This window comes from Neisseria sp. HMSC066H01, from assembly GCF_001837375.1.
GTDB lineage: Bacteria > Pseudomonadota > Gammaproteobacteria > Burkholderiales > Neisseriaceae > Neisseria.
This window is the reverse complement of the sequence record NZ_KV832193.1, coordinates 264,152-281,156: the sequence shown is the minus strand read 5'-3', so window position 1 is coordinate 281,156 and position 17,005 is coordinate 264,152. Positions and strand designations below refer to the sequence as shown.

The following is a 17,005-nucleotide window of genomic DNA, read 5'->3' as shown; positions in this document are numbered from 1 at the left end:
GGCGGCTGGAAAATCGGCTCTGCGCTTTACTTTACAAATCAAACAACTTTAAAGGAAAACCCATGAAAAAAACCTTACTTGCCCTGATGATGTTATCCGCCGCCGCCGCGTATGCCGGTGAGGCGGAAGACCGTTTGCTGTCCGTCCAATCGGTTTACCGCGCCGCTTTGAATGAGCAAAACAGCAACGATAGCAAAATCATTTCTCTGCAAAGCGATTTGGAAAGTGCGCAGCGCCGTTTACAGGCTGCGCAATCCGATATTGACCGTTTGAAAGGCGAAATTCAGACGGCCTTGGCTCAGAAAGAGCAGCAAAATGCCAAGCTGCAACAAGCCGGCCAGATGTTGGATGCGGCGTGGAATGCTGTTTACGGTGTAGGCGGCAGCAAGGCGAATCAATAATTTAGACATTGTATTATATTTGCGTTTTACGCTTCTTTTATTATATTTATAAGGAAACCTCATGTCCCTACCTCCCTGCCCGAAATGCCACTCCGAATACACTTACGAAGACGGCGCCCAATACGTTTGTCCTGAGTGCGCCTATGAGTGGAACGAGGCCGATGCTGCGGCCGTCGGCGATGATGCCTTGGAAGTCAAAGATGCCAACGGCGCGGTCTTGCAAGATGGCGATACGGTTGTCTTGATTAAAGATTTGAAAGTCAAAGGCAGCTCTATGGTCATCAAGCAAGGCACCAAAGTCAAAGGCATCCGCTTACAAGAGGGCGACCACAATATCGGTTGCAAAATCGATGGCAGCGCGATGAACTTGAAATCTGAGTTCGTCAAAAAAGCCTAAAGATTTTATTTTTGAAAGGCCGTCTGAAATCCTAATATCAGGTTTCAGACGGCCTTCATTTATTTCACTCAAGATAAAATAAATTCTTATTTAAAATTGAATAAGTTTTATAAATTTGAATTTTGGGCCGTCTGAAAAAACGGCGGCAAAATGTTCCGCACATACGCGGGTGCAAAACCGTTAAAATAACGCTTTCCCCTATTCTACGGAACCATTATGCCTCAGCCGACCGCCAAACAGATTTTGCACGAAGTATTCGGTTATCCCGAATTTCGTGGTAAGCAGGAGGCTATCGTCAATGCTTTGGCCGGCGGCGAGAGTTTGATGGTGCTGATGCCGACGGGCGGGGGCAAGTCTTTGTGTTACCAGATTCCGGCGCTGATGCGCGAAGGCGTGGCGGTTGTCGTATCGCCGCTGATTGCGCTGATGAACGACCAAGTGGCCAGCCTGCATGTGGCCGGGATTGAAGCGGCGGCAGTCAACAGCAGCACATCGGCGGATGAGGCGCGCGAGATTGCCGACAAGCTTGCCCAAGGCCGTCTGAAACTGCTTTATGTCGCGCCGGAACGCTTGGTTACCGACCGCTTTTTGCGTTTTCTCGACCAACAAACCGTCAGCCTGTTTGCCATTGATGAGGCGCATTGCGTCAGCCAATGGGGACACGATTTCCGCCCCGAATATCAACAGCTCGGCATGCTTGCCGAACGCTATCCGAACGTCCCGCGCATCGCCCTGACCGCTACCGCAGATGCGGCCACGCGCGCCGACATCAAGCATTATCTGCATTTGGACGATGCGCCCGAATTTATTTCCAGCTTTGACCGTCCGAATATTTATTATCAGGTTATCGAAAAAAATAATGGCAAAAAACAATTGCTGGATTTCATCCGCAAGCAGATGCATGGGCAAAGCGGCATTGTGTATTGCTTAAGCCGCAAAAAAGTCGAGGATGTGGCGCAGTTTTTGTGTGAAAACGGCTTGGAGGCGATTCCGTATCATGCCGGTTTGAGCATGGACGTGCGCGAGGAAAACCAACGCCGTTTTACGCATGAAGACAATATTATTGTGGTGGCGACCGTGGCGTTCGGCATGGGCATAGACAAACCCGACGTGCGTTTTGTCGCCCATCTCGATATGCCCCAAAGTGTCGAACATTTCTATCAGGAATCGGGGCGCGCCGGCCGGGACGGGTTGCCTGCCGTGAGCTGGCTGTGTTACGGCTTGAACGATTGGGTGTTGCTGCGAGAACGGATTGCCGAAGGCAACAGCGACGAAGTGCAAAAGCAAATCGAAATGCAAAAACTCGATGCCATGCTTTCCGTCTGCGAAACCGCCGCCTGCCGCCGCGTGTTGCTGCTCAAACATTTCGGCGAAGAATCCGGACCCTGCGGCCATTGCGACAACTGCCTGCATCCGCCTGTGCGGTTTGACGGCACGGTGTTGGTGCAAAAATTACTCAGCTGCGTGTACCGCGCCGGACAACGTTTTGCCGCCGGTTACATCACCAACCTTTTACGCGGCAAAAGCGACGATTGGATACAGCGCAACGGCCATGACAAGTTATCCACATTCGGCATCGGCAGCGAACAGACCGACAAAGAATGGCGCAGCGTTATCCGCCAGTGCATCAGCCTGGGCTATCTCTCTGTTAACGTCGAGCAGCATCAAGCCCTGCAGCTGACCGAAGCGGCAAAAAAAGTCCTCAAGGGCGAAACCGAAGTCATGCTGCGCCCCCTGCGCCGCGAAAAAACGGCCACCCAAAAGCCGAAAGACGATTGGTTGCGCACCGAGCGCGAAGAGCGTTTGTGGCAGGCATTGCGCCAATGGCGGCAACAACGCGCCCGGGCAGAGGAAGTGCCGGCCTATGTGGTTTGCGGCGACAAAACCCTGCGCGATATTGTCGAAAAAATGCCCCGAAGTTTGGAAGATTTGCATCAAATCTACGGCTTGGGCGAGGCGAAAATCAATAAATTCGGTTTGGAGATACTCGACGTTTGCGAAACGGCCGAAGCCGGTACGGTTTCCACAGACAGTACACAAGTTATCCATAGTTTGAGCGAGCGCGAACAGGCCTTAAAACAGGCTTTGGAAACTTGGCGTGAGCAGCAGGCAAGTGCCGATCAAGTCACGCTGGGAACGGTGTTCTCCAACGAAAGCATGGACGACTTACTGACCAATACGCCTGCTGAACCCATCGACCTTTTAGGCGTGTATAAACTCGGCGAAAAACGCATCGAACAATACGGCGAGGGCATTTTAAACATCTGCCGCCCGTTTTCAGACGGCCTGAGCGAAGAGGACAAACGCAAACGCCGATTGATGCGCCGTCTGCTTCAGTGGAACATCGACACTGCCCGTCATGAAGGTCTCGAAGCCTATCAGATATGCAGCAAAGTTACCCTGCGCGCCATTGCCGCCCGACGGCCGCAAGATTTGGCGGAGCTGGCGGAAATCCACGGCATGAGTGCGGAGAAAACCGACAAATACGGTGCGGAAATTGTCGAATTGTGCAAACAAGCGGATTAATGGATTGCGATTATCATCAAAGGCCGTCTGAAACCCAATCAAACATGGTGTTTCAGACGGCCTTTTTGAATTTTTAATCTTTATAAAACAATGAATAAGAAAATATCTTCATTTATTTTGTCAGTTTTTTAAAGCTGCCGCGTCTAAACAGGCATGAAAAATGGGATGGTGCCGATGGATTTTTCGTCCCATCCCATTCGACACACATCGATTAGGAAAATAAATGAACACCTCATCCAACCCCTCTTGGCAGGCCGCTTTCGGTTTGTTGGCACTCAGGCTTTTTGCCGCGTATGAATTTCTTGAATCCGGCTTGGAAAAATGGAACGGGGAAAACTGGTTTGCAGAAATAAACAGCCAATTTCCCTTTCCGTTCAATTTGTTGTCGGATACGGTCAACTGGAATTTGGCGATGTGGGCGGAACTGGTTTTGCCTGCGCTGCTCATCGTCGGCTTGGCAACGCGGCTGTCCGCGTTGGGATTGATGGTTGTGACGGCTGTCGCATGGTCTGCGGTACATGCCGGCTTGGGTTACAATGTGTGCGACAACGGTTATAAAATGGCACTGATTTATTTGGTTGTTTTATTTCCTGTCCTGTTACAGGGCGCTGGCCGTCTGTCTTTGGATGCACTGCTGAAGAAACGCTGTTGCCGCATCAAGCATTTTCTTTAAGGATTATCTTTAAGGATTAATGGTCGCGGGCCGACTTTAAATGCCCGATATTATCCCTTGATTTGTTTTAAAACCCATATTTTAAAAAGGAAGTTGAAATGAAAAAAAATGTAGCTGCTGCTCTGGCCGGTGCACTGTCCCTGTCTTTGGCTGCCGGTGTTGTTGCCGCTGATAAAGCCGCCAGCGACGTGGCCGTTGAGAAAACTGTTAAAGCTGCCGAAGGTACTTGCGGCGCGGCTGCCAAAGCCGGTGAAGGTACTTGCGGCGCAGCCATGAAAAAAGCACACGCCAAAAAAGGCAAAGTATCTAAAGCCAAAGCTGCCAAAGTAGTAGAAGGCAAATGCGGCGAAGGTAAATGCGGTTCTAAATAATCCTGCAACATACCTTTAACAAAGTCGCATTTTACAAACGAAAATGCGACTTTGTCATTCATACAGCACCATAACAGGACATCACCATGATTCAACACGCAGGCTTGGGCTACCGCCGCGACTTGGCGGAAGACTTCCTCTCGCTTTCAGACGACAGCCCGATACGCTTTATCGAAGCCGCCCCCGAAAATTGGCTGAAAATGGGCGGCAGGGCGCGCAAACAGTTTGACCGCGTGGCGGAACGGCTGCCGTTGGCATTGCACGGATTATCCATGTCGCTGGGCGGACAAGCCCCGTTGGATACTGCCTTGATAGACGGAATCAAAGAAATGATGCGCCGTTACGATTGCACGTTTTTCTCCGACCATTTGAGCTACTGCCACGACGGCGGTCATCTCTACGATTTGTTGCCGCTGCCTTTCACTGAAGAAATGGTGCAACATACCGCGCGGCGTATCCGCGAAGTGCAAGACCGATTGGGCTGCCACATTGCCGTAGAAAATACGTCCTACTACCTGCATTCTCCGCTTGCCGAAATGAACGAAGTCGAGTTCCTTAACGCGGTTGCACGCGAAGCCGACTGCGGCATTCATTTGGACGTGAACAATATTTACGTCAACGCCGTCAATCACGGACTGTTGTCGCCTGAAGCCTTTTTAGAAAATGTGGATGCAGGGCGCGTGTGTTACATCCACATCGCCGGACACGATGTCGAAACCCCTGAGCTTTTAATTGATACCCACGGCGCGGCGGTATTGCCGACCGTTTGGGATTTGCTCGAACTCGCCTATACCAAACTGCCGACGATTCCGCCCACCCTGTTGGAACGCGATTTCAATTTCCCGCCTTTTGCCGAACTTGAAGCCGAAGTCGCTAAAATCGCCGACTATCAAATGCGTGCCGGAAAGGAATACCGCCGTGCAGCCTGAAACTTCCGCCCAATACCAACACCGCTTTGCCCAAGCCATACGCGAAGGCGAAGCCGCAGACGGATTGCCGCAAGAGCGCCTGAACGTCTATATCCGCCTGATACGCAACAATATTCACAGCTTTATCGACCGCTGCTATACCGAAACGCTGCAATATTTTGACAGCGAAGAATGGGGCCGTCTGAAAGAAGGTTTCGTCCGCGACGCGCGCGCCCAAACGCCCTATTTTCAAGAAATCCCCGGCGAGTTCCTCCAATATTGCCAAAGCCTGCCGCTTTCAGACGACCTCTTGGCATTGATGGACTTTGAACACACCCAGCTGCTCGCCGAAACCGCTCAAACCGACAGCGAAGCCTCGCCTGCTGATTCAGACGATTTGGCTTACACCTTTTCTCCCGCCGCCTTTGTGCGCCGTTATCAGTATGATGTGACGGACGAATTACAGGAGGCGGAAACCGCCGTTTTGGTGTGGCGTGATAATGAAGACGACGTAATGTACCAAACCCTCGACGATTTCGACGCATTATTGCTGGAAACGCTGGCAGAGACGCCCACTTCCCTAAACGGCCTGCAAACCATGCTGGCAGAGTTCATGCCTTCTGAAAACGTTTGGCAGGACGCATTAAGGCAGAAATGGACGGATTGGCTGGAACAGGGCATTTTGGTTGCGGCATAAATCAAGGCCGTCTGAAACGGGCGCAGTCGGTTTCGGTAAAACAAAAATACTACTGAAATCGTTTATAGATTCAATCGCATGCTCTTGCCGTATCAGCGTAAAATCAGAAGCATATTGATCATTCATTTCATACTGATACATTATGGCCCTACCCGAACTGACCGATGCCGAGCTTGCCGAATCCCGTAAACTGCTGCTGCGCTTTGCCCATATCCAGCTGCCCGACCGCCCCGATTTGGCGGAAGACCTCGTCCAGGAAACCATGCTTTCCGCCTACCGTGCGGCCGAGGGTTTCAAAGGCGGCGCCCAGGTGAGCAGCTGGCTGTTTGCAATCTTAAAAAACAAAATTACCGACTGCCTGCGCCAAATCGGGCGGCAACGCCAAGTTTTCGTCACGCGCGACGAGGAAGCTTTGGATGAAGCCTTTGAAGGACATTTTGCCGCCGACGGACATTGGACGGACGAAGGTCAGCCTCAGGGTTGGGACTCGCCCGAAGCCAGTTTGAACAATAAAGAGTTCTATCAAGTTTTGCAGACCTGCCTCTACCATCTGCCGGAAAACACCGCCCGCGTGTTTACCATGAAAGAGATTCTCGGCTTTTCAAGCGATGAAATCCGCGAGCAATGCGGCATCAGCCATGCCAACTACCACACTATTATGCACCGCGCGCGCGAAACCTTGCGCCAGTGTCTGCAAATCAAATGGTTCTCCCATGTCTGACAGGAAAACGCCATGAAAAAATGCCGCAAAATAACCGATCTGATTTCCAAACAGCAAGACCAAGTGCGTCTCAGTCTTTTTAACCGCATTGCCCTTGCCGTGCACCTGTCGCTCTGTCCCCGTTGCCGCGAATATAAGAAACAGCTCGCATTAATTAGCAACGCCATGCACAAGATGTTTCGATGATTCAAAAAAGGCCGTCTGAAACCTACCCCTGTCCGTTTCAGACGGCCTTTTTGTGTCCGCTTGATTTATCGCTAATCTTGAATAAGCCGTGGCTGGCCGCTCACTTTTTTAGTTGCCTTTATTTTCAAACTTGCGCCGTTGGCCTTTGTCTTTTGAGGCATGGGAGAAAGATTCTAATACGGTAGAACAAGAAAAAGGCCGTCTGAAAGATGAATTTCAGACGGCCTTTTTCACGGCTTTTAGTGTTGTTCTTCCGGCTCGGGTTCGTCTTTGCCGAACCAGTTGTCAAAGCGGATGGTGTATTTCAACTCGCCGCCGGATGAGCGTGTGCCGATGCGGGCAATGGCTTGGATGGCGCGGGTCAGTTGGTACACGAGTTTGACGGATTGTTCGGCGCTGGAGATGCCGTATTCGTAACCTACGTAGAGGTTGTTGGTGAGCTGTTTGCCGACGGTCAGGACTTGTTCGGCAGGGTTGAGCTCGCCGGTTTGGGCGTTGCGGCTGCGTTTGCTGGTAAAGCCCAAATCATCGACAAGGCCGATGCGGTCGTTGACTTGGCCGGCAAGCAATGCGCTGGCGGCGGCGGAGAGTGTAGCGTTGTCGCCGTCGCTGCCGCTGCTGGCACGGTTGAGGATGAGCCAGGAGAGTTTGTCTTTTTCGCTCATGGCTTCTTTGGCAACCAAGGTCACGCGCGGATTGCTGAGGCTGCCGAGGACTTCGACACCTGCGCCGACCGGGGAGAGACGGCGTTCGGCACGGATGTTGAGGTTCGGATCGGTCAGCGGGCCGACAAAGGAAACCGAGCCTTTGGTGATGTCGAGGTCTTGGCCGTAGGCTTTGTAGCGGCCTTTGACAACGCGCACGGTACCGACGCCTTGGACGGCTTCGCCGGGGCGGGACGTGATGGTCAGTTTGCCGCCGATGGTAACGTCTGCGCCGTAGCCGACAAAGCGGACATTGTCGTTGATGTTCAAGACAAGGTTCAGATTAATCGGCGTGGTGGCCGTTGCTTCTTTTTTGGTTTCGCCCAGTACAACCACGTCGTCATCGAGGGTCGGCATGGAGGATTTTTGCGAACCAAACCTGCCGTAGTCGGTGTTGAGCGTGCCGTTGAGCGATACGCCTTTTTCCGGATTGTAGAGGACTTTGGCCGCACCGGAGAGCTGCAGTTGGCGGTTTGGACGCGAGAGGGTGCGGTATTTGTCGAAGACGATGTCCACGTCGACATCGGGGTTGGCGTTGGCAAGGTTGACCGCGCCTTTGAGCTCAATCGTGCCGCCTCGGTGGAATTTGAGGCTGTCGATCACCCATTTTTGACCCTGCAGGCGTGAACGCAATACGCCGTTATCGAGAATTAAGCCTTGGGTTTGATGGCGGTAATAGAGGTTGTCGCCGTTAATCAGGCCGCTCAGTTGCGGATCGTTCAGACGGCCTGCCAAGTTGACGGCGGCGTTCAGACGGCCTTTGAGGGTCTGGCCGACGGGCAGGAAATTGCGGAAGACTTCGAGGTTGGCAACGTTCAGGTTGAGTTTGCCGCTCAGAGGGGCGGTGTCGAAGCTGCTGCCCTGACCGATGTTGACGGTACCGTCGGCCCGGCCGTAATTGGTTTGGAGGTCGAGGTTGCTGTTGACGGTAGGCGAACCGAGTCGGCCACCGATAGTGGCGGTCGCGTTCAGACGGCCTGCAATGCCTTGGGCTGTCGCCGGCATAAAGGATTTGAGCGAGCCCAAATCGGGAACGCTGATATTAATCTTGCCGCTGACGGGAGCGTTGTTGATGTTGTTGCCGAACTGTTGGGCGATGCCGAGCGTGCCGTCAACTTTGCCGAAGCGGGTGTTGCCTTCCAGCGTGCTGTCGATGCGGCCGTTTTGGAAACGGGTGCGCAGGGCGAGCGCGGAAAGTCCCAAAGGCTGTTTGTTTTTCGGATCTTTGCTCGGCAGGATGATGTCGCCGCTTTGACGGTTGATGTTGAGGAAGCCGCGCGCGTTTTGACTGTACGCCAAATCCCAGTCGCCGCCCAAGACGAGGTTGTGTTCGATGGGCGGGGTGTAGAAGTTGTGCAACTCGGTAATGTGTAGATTTTGCGCGCTGCCTTTGCTGGTAATGCCGGCTTTTTTGTCCCAAACGAAATTTTGCAGGTTGAGGCTGCCGCCCATGGCCGCCCAGCGTGCGCTGCTGAGGGAGACGCGTTCGCTGCCGGCTTCGAGGTTGAGGCGGTTTTGCAGTTTGAGGTTGAATGCGCCGCTGATGTCGAGCGTGTCGACCGTGCCTTTCCATTGGGTTTGGTCTTTGTTGAGGCCGCCGGCGGCGTCGAGGTCGAGTTTGTAGCGTTTGTTGTCCACCGCCATGTTGCTGTTGCCGCGGATATGGTGGTGCGAGCCTGTGCCGCTGATGAGCAGGTTGACGTTGTCGATCATGGCCGCGCCGCCGGAGACGGCGATGTGTTCGCCTTTGATGTCGGCACTCAGCGGACGGTTGGTGTCGGGCGAACCTTTGAGCTTGAAGTCGAGGGTGCGGATGTTGACGGCATCGGCGACTTTGAAGTTGCGCGCTTCGCCGTTCAAATCGGCTTCAAGGGTTTTGAGGCCGTCTGAAAAGCTGCCGGAGATGTAGCCGCGCGCGTTGAGCAGGCCGCCCAAGCCGAAGCCGAAACGCGACAAATCGGGGGCGGTAATGTTGAGGTTGAGGCGGTCGCCTTTTTTGCCGAAGCTGCCGTTGGTTTTAACGATGTTGCTGCCGAGGGTCAGGTCGGTCAGGGCGCGCGAGAGGTGTTTGTTTTCATAGGCGACATCAGCTTTGCCGCTGAGCGGAACGCCGTTGAGCGTACTCGGTGCAAACTGCATTTTGCCGGCGAATTTTTCTTGCGCCAGTATGCCGGTCAAGTTGATGTTGCCGTTGACGCTGCCTTGCGGAAGCTGCGGATCGATGCGCGCAGGGTTGAAGGCTTTGCTGACGATGTCCAGTTGCAGTTTGCGGTCTTTGAAGAGTTCGAGCGAGCCTTTGGCGTTGAGCTCGCCGCCGTTTTGCGGAACCAGGCGGACTTTGTCGAGCTTGAGCGTGCGCTGGCCGAGCTGTTTGTCGGTTTGGAAAAACAGCATGCCGTCTGTGCGCGCGAATCCGCTGTCGAGATTCCAGTTGACGACGGGGGAGGAGGTTTCGCCTTTGACGTCGATGCTGCCGTTCAGACGGCCTGCGATGTTTTGACGGATAAAGTCGTCCGCGCCGGTATTGTTGATGCCCAGTGCGAGTTTAAGCTGGTCTTGGGCGGTGTCGATAGAGCCGGATACATCGATGCTGCCGTCTTTGAGCAGGCCGACGCCGATGTCTTCGATTTTGACCGTGCCTTTGTCGTCGACGATGAATTCGCCGAGGATGCGTTTGACGGGGATATGGTTTTCATCGGCAAAACCGGCTTGGTCGTTTTCCAAGTCTATCGAGCCTTCCAGCGCAACGCCGTCTGTAAAGGACGGAATGGTGGTGGCGTCGAAATTCAGACGTGCTTTGGGCAGGGTGGGCAGGAAGGCCTGCGGATTGATGTTGGAACCTTTAACCAGGATTTCACCGACGGTTTCGTTGAGGCTGTCGGCGAATGGGTGGATGGTGGATTTGGCAGACAAATGAACGTTGTCGCCGTCGAGCAGCAGGTCGGTGTACACGTCTTGCAGGCTGCCCCACAGGCGCACCGTGCCGTGTATGGTTTCGCCCTCAAGCTGGCCTTTGGTGTAGATGGCGGTATTGAGGACGTAGGGTTTGTTCAAACCGAGCACCACCGCGCCTGTCGAGCTGCTCCATGGAGTGTCGGCGGTTTTGATGTGGAGGCGGTGTTCTTTTTTGTCGTAATGATAGGCCGCGTGCAGATGGTCGAGATAGACGGTCTGCTTGTCAAAACGCTTGCCCACGCTGATTTTGCCGGTTTCCAAACGGTCGAGATAGGCGGTAACGGGCAGGTCTATGCTGTCGGGAAGGCCTTTTGACGGCTCTTCTTCTTTGGGCGGCGTGCGTTTGGTCACGATGGCGATGTCGCCGGCTACGACTTCAGTAATGTGCAAAGACGGACGGAACAGCTCGGACGGTTTCCAATCAAAACGGAAGCTGCTGATTTTGATGTCCGCACCGTCTGTTTCAATCAACCATTTGTCGCCTTCAAAACCTTCAATCAGCGTGCCTTTCAGTGTGTCCGAAGAGATTTTGACGCCGAACCATGACGGGATTTTGTACAAACCGAAACGCAAACCCGATTCCGTACCGACCAGCCAGCCGATTGCGCCGGCGGAAACGGTCAATACGCCCAAGGCGGACAGGACAAAGCCGCGCAACAGGCGTTTTTTGCGCTTTGGCGGGGCGGGCTGTTGTTCAGACGGCGTGGAAGTGTTTGCAGTATCGGTCATGATATTTTTCTGTTTGTCTGTTGTTCAGACGGCCTGGAATGGCTGAGGCCGTCTGAAAGAATGGATGGTGTATGTTTGTTAAAACCTTGTGCCTAAGCTGATGTGCCAGCGGATTTTTTTGTCGTGGTGGCCGTAGGCAATGTCGAAGGAGAACGGCGCAACCGGGCTGAACCAGCGCACGCCCAAGCCGGTACCGTGTTTTAAGGTCATGTGTTTGAAGTTGCTTGCCGCATCGCCGACATCGTGGAAGATGGAGCCGGAGAAGCTTTTGGTAACCGGGAATTGATATTCGAGGCTGCCGACCACCAAGGCGCGTTGCGGCAGGACGGAGCCGTTGGGGCCTGCCAAACCGATGCTGTCGAGTTCGTAACCGCGTACGGAAGTCGCGCCGCCGGTGCGGAACATCAGGCTGGAAGGCACTTCTTCGCCTTCGCGGGCGTAAACGTAGCCGGCCTGTCCGCGTACGATGAATGTACCGATTTTTTTGTTTTCAGGCGTGAAGAAATAGCCTGCGCGTGCCGTAGCGCGCGCCATTTGGGTGGAGGAGAGGAATTTGCCCAAGGTCGAGCCGATTTTGCCGTCGAGGTAATAGCCGTTTTGAGGATGCAGCTCGGTTTCGATGCTTTGCCGTTTCCATGAGGCGGTCAGCATGGTGGCATGGCTTCGGCCCAAATCGTAGCTGGTGTTGGGGACTTTGCGGTCTTCGGTAATGAATTCGAGGCCGAAGCGGGCATCGATATTGTTGCGGTCGCGGACATACCAAATGCCGCTGGACAGGGCGCGTTTTTCAAGGTTTTGCGTGGTCGAGCGGTTGTAGGAAACGTTGCTTGTCCAGTAGTTGCCGCGGTTGTTGCGCGGTTGGCTGATACCGGCGGCCAGCGTGGTTTCGTATTTGTCCATGTCCCAAACGACCGAGCCGATGTAGCCTTTGTTAAAGAGGTTGTAATAGTCGTAGGCGATGCGGCCGCCGATTCCGTATTCGGAGTCGTAGCGGATACCGGTTTCCAGTTTGTGGCGTTTGACTTCGGTCACGTTGATTTTGACGGGAACGCGGTCGCCTTGCAGTTGGTCGAAGTCGGCCTGTACGGACGCGCCGGAATAGTGGCCGTTTTGCTCGAGCGCTTGTTGCAGGTCGAGGATTTTATCTAAGTCGTAAGGCGAACCGGGTTGGAAGCGCGCCATGCCGGAAACCACGCTTTCAGGGTAGCGGCGCGTGCCGGTGATTTGGAACTCGCCAAAGTAAATCGGGCGGTTGCTCTCCACGATGACGTTTAAGTCGGCTTTTTGCGTATTGGGATTGATGGTAGCCTGGGTGGTGGTGAGTTTCGCCAAAGGGTATTTTTTGCGTGTTACCGCGCTGAGGACGGAGGTTTTACTCGTATTCCAGCCGTCTTGGTCGAAGTTTTCGCCAATGGGCTGCTGCCAGTTTTCCATCGCATTTTGGTAGTACTCGGCCAGGTTTTCGTCATTCAATACGTCGCCGAGGATGGCCACGCTGACGTTGTCGATTTTGGTGCGCGGGCCGGGGGTAACGTTGACGGTGTAGCTCTCGCCGTGGTCTTGAATATTGACGTTGCTGTTGAAGTAGCCTTTGGTCCGAAGCATGGTTTTGACGTTGTCGGGCGCCTCTTCGGCAAGGAAGCCGACCTGCTCTTTGTCCAGCTCTTCGTCCTGCTGCTGGGTAATCAGCGGCAGGTATTCTTCAAGCATTTCTTTGATTTCGCTGTCTTGGGTGTCGATTTTGACGGGGAATTTGGGCTTGAGTTTGCCTGTTTGGTCGTCTTTAGGCTGCTTGGGCATTTCGGATTCGGGGACGGCCTCGTAGTCTTCCGCTTTGGGAACGGAAGTATCTACTGCCAACGCGTGTCCGTAGGCGAGCGCCAAAGATGCGAATAAAACAGGGTAGGTCAGTTTGGTCATGATGTGTGTTCGACAGCGACAATTCTTCAGTCTGTGGATTTTAACATTATTTCTGCAAGGTTTCAGGCTATGGTTATAAACGGAAATTTAGCGCGATAATGTTGCCAAATGCGACTTAAGGGAAGATTTTGGTTTGTTTCTATACGATTGTAATATTTATGTTTTTGTATTTTGACTGATGAAGTTGCCTTTGTATTCGGCCTTATGGCGCAGATTTCAGGCCGTCTGAAATCAAGATACAGAGGGATAAAGCAACAGTATGGGTATGCTTGAAAGTAAGGTTTGAGTGGGTTTGACTGTATTTTTGGTATAAAGCACCAAATGTGTTATAAATGCTAAAATTTAATGCCGTTTTTGTGAGGTATGCATGAAAACCTCGCCGACAAATGATTTTTTATTTTAGAATGTAAGACTTTTTTAACATATCTTTAAATTGAAGGAACGGATATGGCAAGTGGCAATCCGCTTTTGAACGCGATCAACAGCGTCAGCTTGGTGGCACAAATCGCCATCGGCTTGGTTTTAGGTATTCTTGTAGGCGCAGTTGCGCCGCAAGTCGGTATCAGCGCAGGACTGCTGGGCAGCCTGTTTGTCGGTGCGCTTAAGGCTATCGCGCCGATTTTGGTATTTGTTTTGGTGACTGCCGCCATCGCGCAACACCAAAAAGGCAATCAGGCCCACATCAAACCGATTTTGATTTTGTATATTTTCGGTACGTTTGCAGCGGCTGTGGTGGCGGTTGTCGCCAGCATGGTATTCCCGACCACGCTGATTCTGCGTGCGGCCGGCGATGTATCCGTTGCGCCGCCTTCCGGCATTATCGAAGTGTTAAAAACGCTGCTGATGAATTTGGTGGCCAACCCGATTAATGCGCTGGCCAATGCCAACTATATCGGCATTTTGGCTTGGGCCTTGATATTGGGTGCGGCTTTGCGCCATCACGGTTCGGATACGACCCGCCAAGTGGCGGCCGACTTGGCCGATACCGTTTCGACCGTTGTGAAATGGATTATCCTTTTTGCGCCGCTGGGTATTTTCGGCTTGGTGTCCTCTACCATTGCGGAAACCGGTTTTGAAGCGCTTGCCGGTTATATGCAGCTGTTGGCCGTATTGCTCGGCTGTATGCTGTTTATCGCTTTGGTGGTCAACCCGATTATTGTGTGGACGCAAATCCGCAGCAATCCTTTCCCGCTGGTGTTTACCTGCCTGCGCGAAAGCGGCGTGTATGCCTTCTTCACCCGTTCTTCCGCCGCCAATATCCCTGTGAACATGGCATTGGCGAAAAAACTGGGTCTGCACGAAGACACTTACTCTATCTCCATTCCATTAGGTGCAACCATCAATATGGCCGGTGCGGCCATCACCATTACCGTTTTGGCGATGGCTGCGGCGCACACGCAAGGCATTACGGTTGACTTTGCCACTGCCCTGCTGCTGAGCCTGGTGGCTACCGTCAGTGCGTGTGGCGCGTCCGGTGTGGCCGGCGGCTCGTTGCTGCTGATTCCTTTGGCGTGCAGCCTGTTCGGTATCGATAACGATGTGGCCATGCAGGTGGTTGCCGTCGGCTTCATTATCGGCGTGATTCAAGACTCTGCAGAAACGGCGTTGAACTCTTCCACCGACGTTTTGTTTACTGCCGCTGCCGATTTGGGTCGTCAACGTAAAGAGTGATTTTTAAGGTTAAGTCCGATCCAGCAAAGGCCGTCTGAAAAGTTTCAGACGGCCTTTGTTTTATTCCAAGCAAAGGGATTTTTTAGATGGTCAAGCCGATAGATTGGTTTGGTCGGCCTGACGGTATCCGCTGTCATCAGTTGGATTTTTCCCGTAAAATACAGTCTTGAATGTATTTGAGTTATCCTTTTCAGACGGCCTGGCCGTCTTATCACATTTGCAAAAACAATGATTAAAAAAATATTCTCATGGTTCGAGTCCCGCATCGACCCTTATCCCGAAGCCGCCCCGAAAACGCCTGAAAAAGGGTTGTGGCGGTTTATTTGGAGCAACATTGAAGGCGTGCGCAAATGGATTGCCGTGTTGGCCGTGTTTACGGTCGGTGTCGGCATCATGGAAGCCTTGATGTTCCAGTTTATGGGCAAGGTGGTCGACTGGCTCGGCGCTTATACGCCGCAAACGCTTTTTGTTGAAAAAGGCCATGCATTAATCGGCATGATGGCCATGGTGGCATTTTTTGCCGTTTGGACCTTTTTCGCTTCCAATGTACGCCTGCAAACCCTGCAAGGCGTGTTCCCTATGCGCCTGCGCTGGAATTTCCACCGCCTGATGCTGGGTCAAAGCCTGGGCTTTTATCAGGACGAGTTTGCCGGCCGCGTGTCCGCCAAAGTCATGCAAACCGCGCTGGCACTGCGTGATGTCGTGATGACCGTTGCCGATATGGTTGTGTATGTGTTGGTGTACTTCATCACTTCCGGCGTAATTCTGTCCTCCTTCGATGCCTGGCTTATCGTGCCGTTTATCTGCTGGATGATTGGATTTGCCATGATTATGCGTTTCCTGATTCCCAAGCTCGGCAGAACCGCTGCGCGTCAGGCCGATGCGCGCTCGCTGATGACCGGCCGCATTACCGACGCCTACTCCAATATCGCCACCGTCAAACTCTTCTCCCACGGCGCACGCGAGGCCGCTTATGCCAAGCAGTCGATGGAAGAGTTTATGGTAACCGTCCATGCCCAAATGCGTTTGGCAACGCTGCTGCACACCTGCAGTTTTATCGTCAACAGTTCGCTGACCGTCGGCACAACCGCCTTGGGCATTTGGCTTTGGTATCACGGCCAAGTCGGCGTAGGCGCGGTAGCCACTGCCACGGCCATGGCATTGCGTGTGAACGGTTTGTCGCAATACATCATGTGGGAATCCGCCCGATTGTTTGAAAACATCGGTACCGTCAACGACGGCATGGCCACCCTGTCCAAACCCCACACCATCCTCGATAAGCCGCAAGCCCTGCCGCTGAAAGTTACCCGGGGCGAAATCAAGTTTGAACACGTCGATTTCTCCTACGAAGCCGGCAAACCGCTCCTCAACGGCTTTAACCTGAACATCAAACCCGGCGAAAAAGTTGGCTTGATCGGCCGCAGCGGCGCAGGCAAATCCACCATCGTCAACCTACTTCTGCGCTTTTACGAACCGCAAAGCGGCACGATTTCGATTGACGGGCAAAACGTGGACAGCGTGACCCAAGAAAGTCTGCGTGCCCAAATCGGTTTGGTGACGCAAGATACCTCGCTACTGCACCGCTCCGTGCGCGACAACATTATCTACGGCCGCCCCGACGCCACAGACGCCGAAATGATTTCCGCCGCCGAACGCGCCGAAGCTGCCGACTTCATCCCCAACCTTTCCGATGCCAAAGGCCGGCGCGGTTATGACGCACACGTCGGCGAACGCGGTGTGAAACTTTCCGGCGGCCAACGCCAGCGCATCGCCATCGCCCGTGTCATGCTTAAAGACGCGCCGATTCTGTTGCTTGACGAAGCCACCAGCGCGCTTGACTCTGAAGTCGAAGCCGCCATCCAAGAAAGCCTCGACAAAATGATGGAAGGCAAAACCGTGATTGCCATCGCCCACCGCCTCTCCACCATCGCCGCGATGGACCGCCTAATCGTCTTGGACAAAGGCCGCATCATCGAAGAAGGCAGCCACACCGAGTTGCTCGCGAAACAAGGCCTGTACGCCAAACTTTGGGCGCACCAAAGCGGCGGTTTCTTGAGTGAGCATGTCGAGTGGGAAAACAATTAAACGCTTTGAAAGAAGATAAAAGGCCGTCTGAAAACATTTTCAGACGGCCTTTATTCATGAA

General features: G+C 53.3%; 13 protein-coding genes. 11 read left to right on the top strand and 2 right to left on the bottom strand.

Annotated elements, in window-relative coordinates; translation table 11 throughout:
- Nucleotides 1-62: 62 nt before the first annotated feature.
- The 9 genes from HMPREF2551_RS03725 to HMPREF2551_RS10500 all read left to right on the top strand — a co-directional run bounded on the left by HMPREF2551_RS03725 (nt 63) and on the right by HMPREF2551_RS10500 (nt 6,880).
- Nucleotides 63-401: a hypothetical protein gene (locus HMPREF2551_RS03725; RefSeq protein ID WP_049333033.1), complete on the top strand. Its 339-nt coding sequence runs from the start codon at nt 63-65 to the stop codon at nt 399-401.
- Nucleotides 402-462: 61 nt separating this feature from the next.
- On the top strand, nt 463-798 hold the full coding sequence (locus HMPREF2551_RS03720; protein WP_070837230.1) for a zinc ribbon domain-containing protein YjdM: 336 nt from the start codon (nt 463-465) through the stop codon (nt 796-798).
- 216 nt (nt 799-1,014) lie between these two features.
- Nucleotides 1,015-3,324 (top strand): DNA helicase RecQ, encoded by a 2,310-nt coding sequence (recQ, locus tag HMPREF2551_RS03715; RefSeq protein WP_070837228.1) that lies wholly within the window; start codon nt 1,015-1,017, stop codon nt 3,322-3,324.
- A 223-nt stretch (nt 3,325-3,547) separates the two neighbouring features.
- Nucleotides 3,548-3,997 carry an HvfX family Cu-binding RiPP maturation protein gene (locus tag HMPREF2551_RS03710; RefSeq protein ID WP_003747831.1) on the top strand — a complete coding sequence of 150 codons (450 nt, stop codon included), beginning with the start codon at nt 3,548-3,550 and terminating at the stop codon, nt 3,995-3,997.
- 98 nt (nt 3,998-4,095) lie between these two features.
- Nucleotides 4,096-4,368, top strand: coding sequence for a hypothetical protein (locus tag HMPREF2551_RS03705; RefSeq protein WP_070837226.1), 273 nt, complete (start codon nt 4,096-4,098; stop codon nt 4,366-4,368).
- 86 nt (nt 4,369-4,454) lie between these two features.
- Nucleotides 4,455-5,297 carry an HvfB family MNIO-type RiPP peptide maturase gene (locus HMPREF2551_RS03700; RefSeq protein ID WP_070837224.1) on the top strand — a complete coding sequence of 281 codons (843 nt, stop codon included), beginning with the start codon at nt 4,455-4,457 and terminating at the stop codon, nt 5,295-5,297.
- Entirely contained in the window at nt 5,287-5,973 is a 687-nt protein-coding gene (locus HMPREF2551_RS03695; protein WP_070837222.1) for an HvfC family RiPP maturation protein, read from the top strand. The genes HMPREF2551_RS03700 and HMPREF2551_RS03695 overlap by 11 nt, the downstream gene beginning before the upstream one ends.
- Nucleotides 5,974-6,115: 142 nt before the next feature.
- Nucleotides 6,116-6,694: a sigma-70 family RNA polymerase sigma factor gene (locus tag HMPREF2551_RS03690; RefSeq protein ID WP_070837220.1), complete on the top strand. Its 579-nt coding sequence runs from the start codon at nt 6,116-6,118 to the stop codon at nt 6,692-6,694.
- Nucleotides 6,695-6,706: 12 nt separating this feature from the next.
- Entirely contained in the window at nt 6,707-6,880 is a 174-nt protein-coding gene (locus HMPREF2551_RS10500) for an anti-sigma factor family protein (protein ID WP_003747841.1), read from the top strand.
- A 239-nt stretch (nt 6,881-7,119) separates the two neighbouring features.
- Here the strand turns inward: HMPREF2551_RS10500 and HMPREF2551_RS03685 are convergent, their stop codons facing one another.
- Nucleotides 7,120-11,268, bottom strand: a complete 4,149-nt coding sequence (locus HMPREF2551_RS03685; RefSeq protein ID WP_070837218.1) for a translocation/assembly module TamB domain-containing protein — start codon at nt 11,266-11,268, stop codon at nt 7,120-7,122.
- A 78-nt stretch (nt 11,269-11,346) separates the two neighbouring features.
- Nucleotides 11,347-13,188 carry an autotransporter assembly complex protein TamA gene (locus tag HMPREF2551_RS03680; protein WP_070837216.1) on the bottom strand — a complete coding sequence of 614 codons (1,842 nt, stop codon included), beginning with the start codon at nt 13,186-13,188 and terminating at the stop codon, nt 11,347-11,349.
- A gap of 447 nt (nt 13,189-13,635) precedes the next feature.
- Here HMPREF2551_RS03680 and sstT point away from each other — a divergent pair, with 447 nt between their 5' ends.
- Together sstT and HMPREF2551_RS03670 are read left to right on the top strand one after the other, a co-directional pair.
- Nucleotides 13,636-14,859: a serine/threonine transporter SstT gene (gene sstT, locus HMPREF2551_RS03675; RefSeq protein WP_070837214.1), complete on the top strand. Its 1,224-nt coding sequence runs from the start codon at nt 13,636-13,638 to the stop codon at nt 14,857-14,859.
- Between the two features lie 228 nt (nt 14,860-15,087).
- On the top strand, nt 15,088-16,944 hold the full coding sequence (locus HMPREF2551_RS03670) for an ABC transporter ATP-binding protein (RefSeq protein ID WP_049349253.1): 1,857 nt from the start codon (nt 15,088-15,090) through the stop codon (nt 16,942-16,944).
- The last annotated feature ends 61 nt before the right edge of the window (nt 16,945-17,005 follow it).

Bases quoted from the DNA above. Each gene is read 5' to 3' on its own strand.
- sstT (WP_070837214.1), top strand. From the start codon at position 13,636: ATGGCAAGTGGCAATCCGCTTTTGAACGCGATCAACAGCGTCAGCTTG.
- HMPREF2551_RS03700 (WP_070837224.1), top strand. From the start codon at position 4,455: ATGATTCAACACGCAGGCTTGGGCTACCGCCGCGACTTGGCGGAAGAC.
- HMPREF2551_RS03725 (WP_049333033.1), top strand. From the start codon at position 63: ATGAAAAAAACCTTACTTGCCCTGATGATGTTATCCGCCGCCGCCGCG.
- HMPREF2551_RS03710 (WP_003747831.1), top strand. From the start codon at position 3,548: ATGAACACCTCATCCAACCCCTCTTGGCAGGCCGCTTTCGGTTTGTTG.
- HMPREF2551_RS03680 (WP_070837216.1), bottom strand. From the start codon at position 13,188: ATGACCAAACTGACCTACCCTGTTTTATTCGCATCTTTGGCGCTCGCC.
- recQ (WP_070837228.1), top strand. From the start codon at position 1,015: ATGCCTCAGCCGACCGCCAAACAGATTTTGCACGAAGTATTCGGTTAT.
- HMPREF2551_RS03690 (WP_070837220.1), top strand. From the start codon at position 6,116: ATGGCCCTACCCGAACTGACCGATGCCGAGCTTGCCGAATCCCGTAAA.
- HMPREF2551_RS03720 (WP_070837230.1), top strand. From the start codon at position 463: ATGTCCCTACCTCCCTGCCCGAAATGCCACTCCGAATACACTTACGAA.
- HMPREF2551_RS10500 (WP_003747841.1), top strand. From the start codon at position 6,707: ATGAAAAAATGCCGCAAAATAACCGATCTGATTTCCAAACAGCAAGAC.
- HMPREF2551_RS03705 (WP_070837226.1), top strand. From the start codon at position 4,096: ATGAAAAAAAATGTAGCTGCTGCTCTGGCCGGTGCACTGTCCCTGTCT.
- HMPREF2551_RS03670 (WP_049349253.1), top strand. From the start codon at position 15,088: ATGATTAAAAAAATATTCTCATGGTTCGAGTCCCGCATCGACCCTTAT.
- HMPREF2551_RS03685 (WP_070837218.1), bottom strand. From the start codon at position 11,268: ATGACCGATACTGCAAACACTTCCACGCCGTCTGAACAACAGCCCGCC.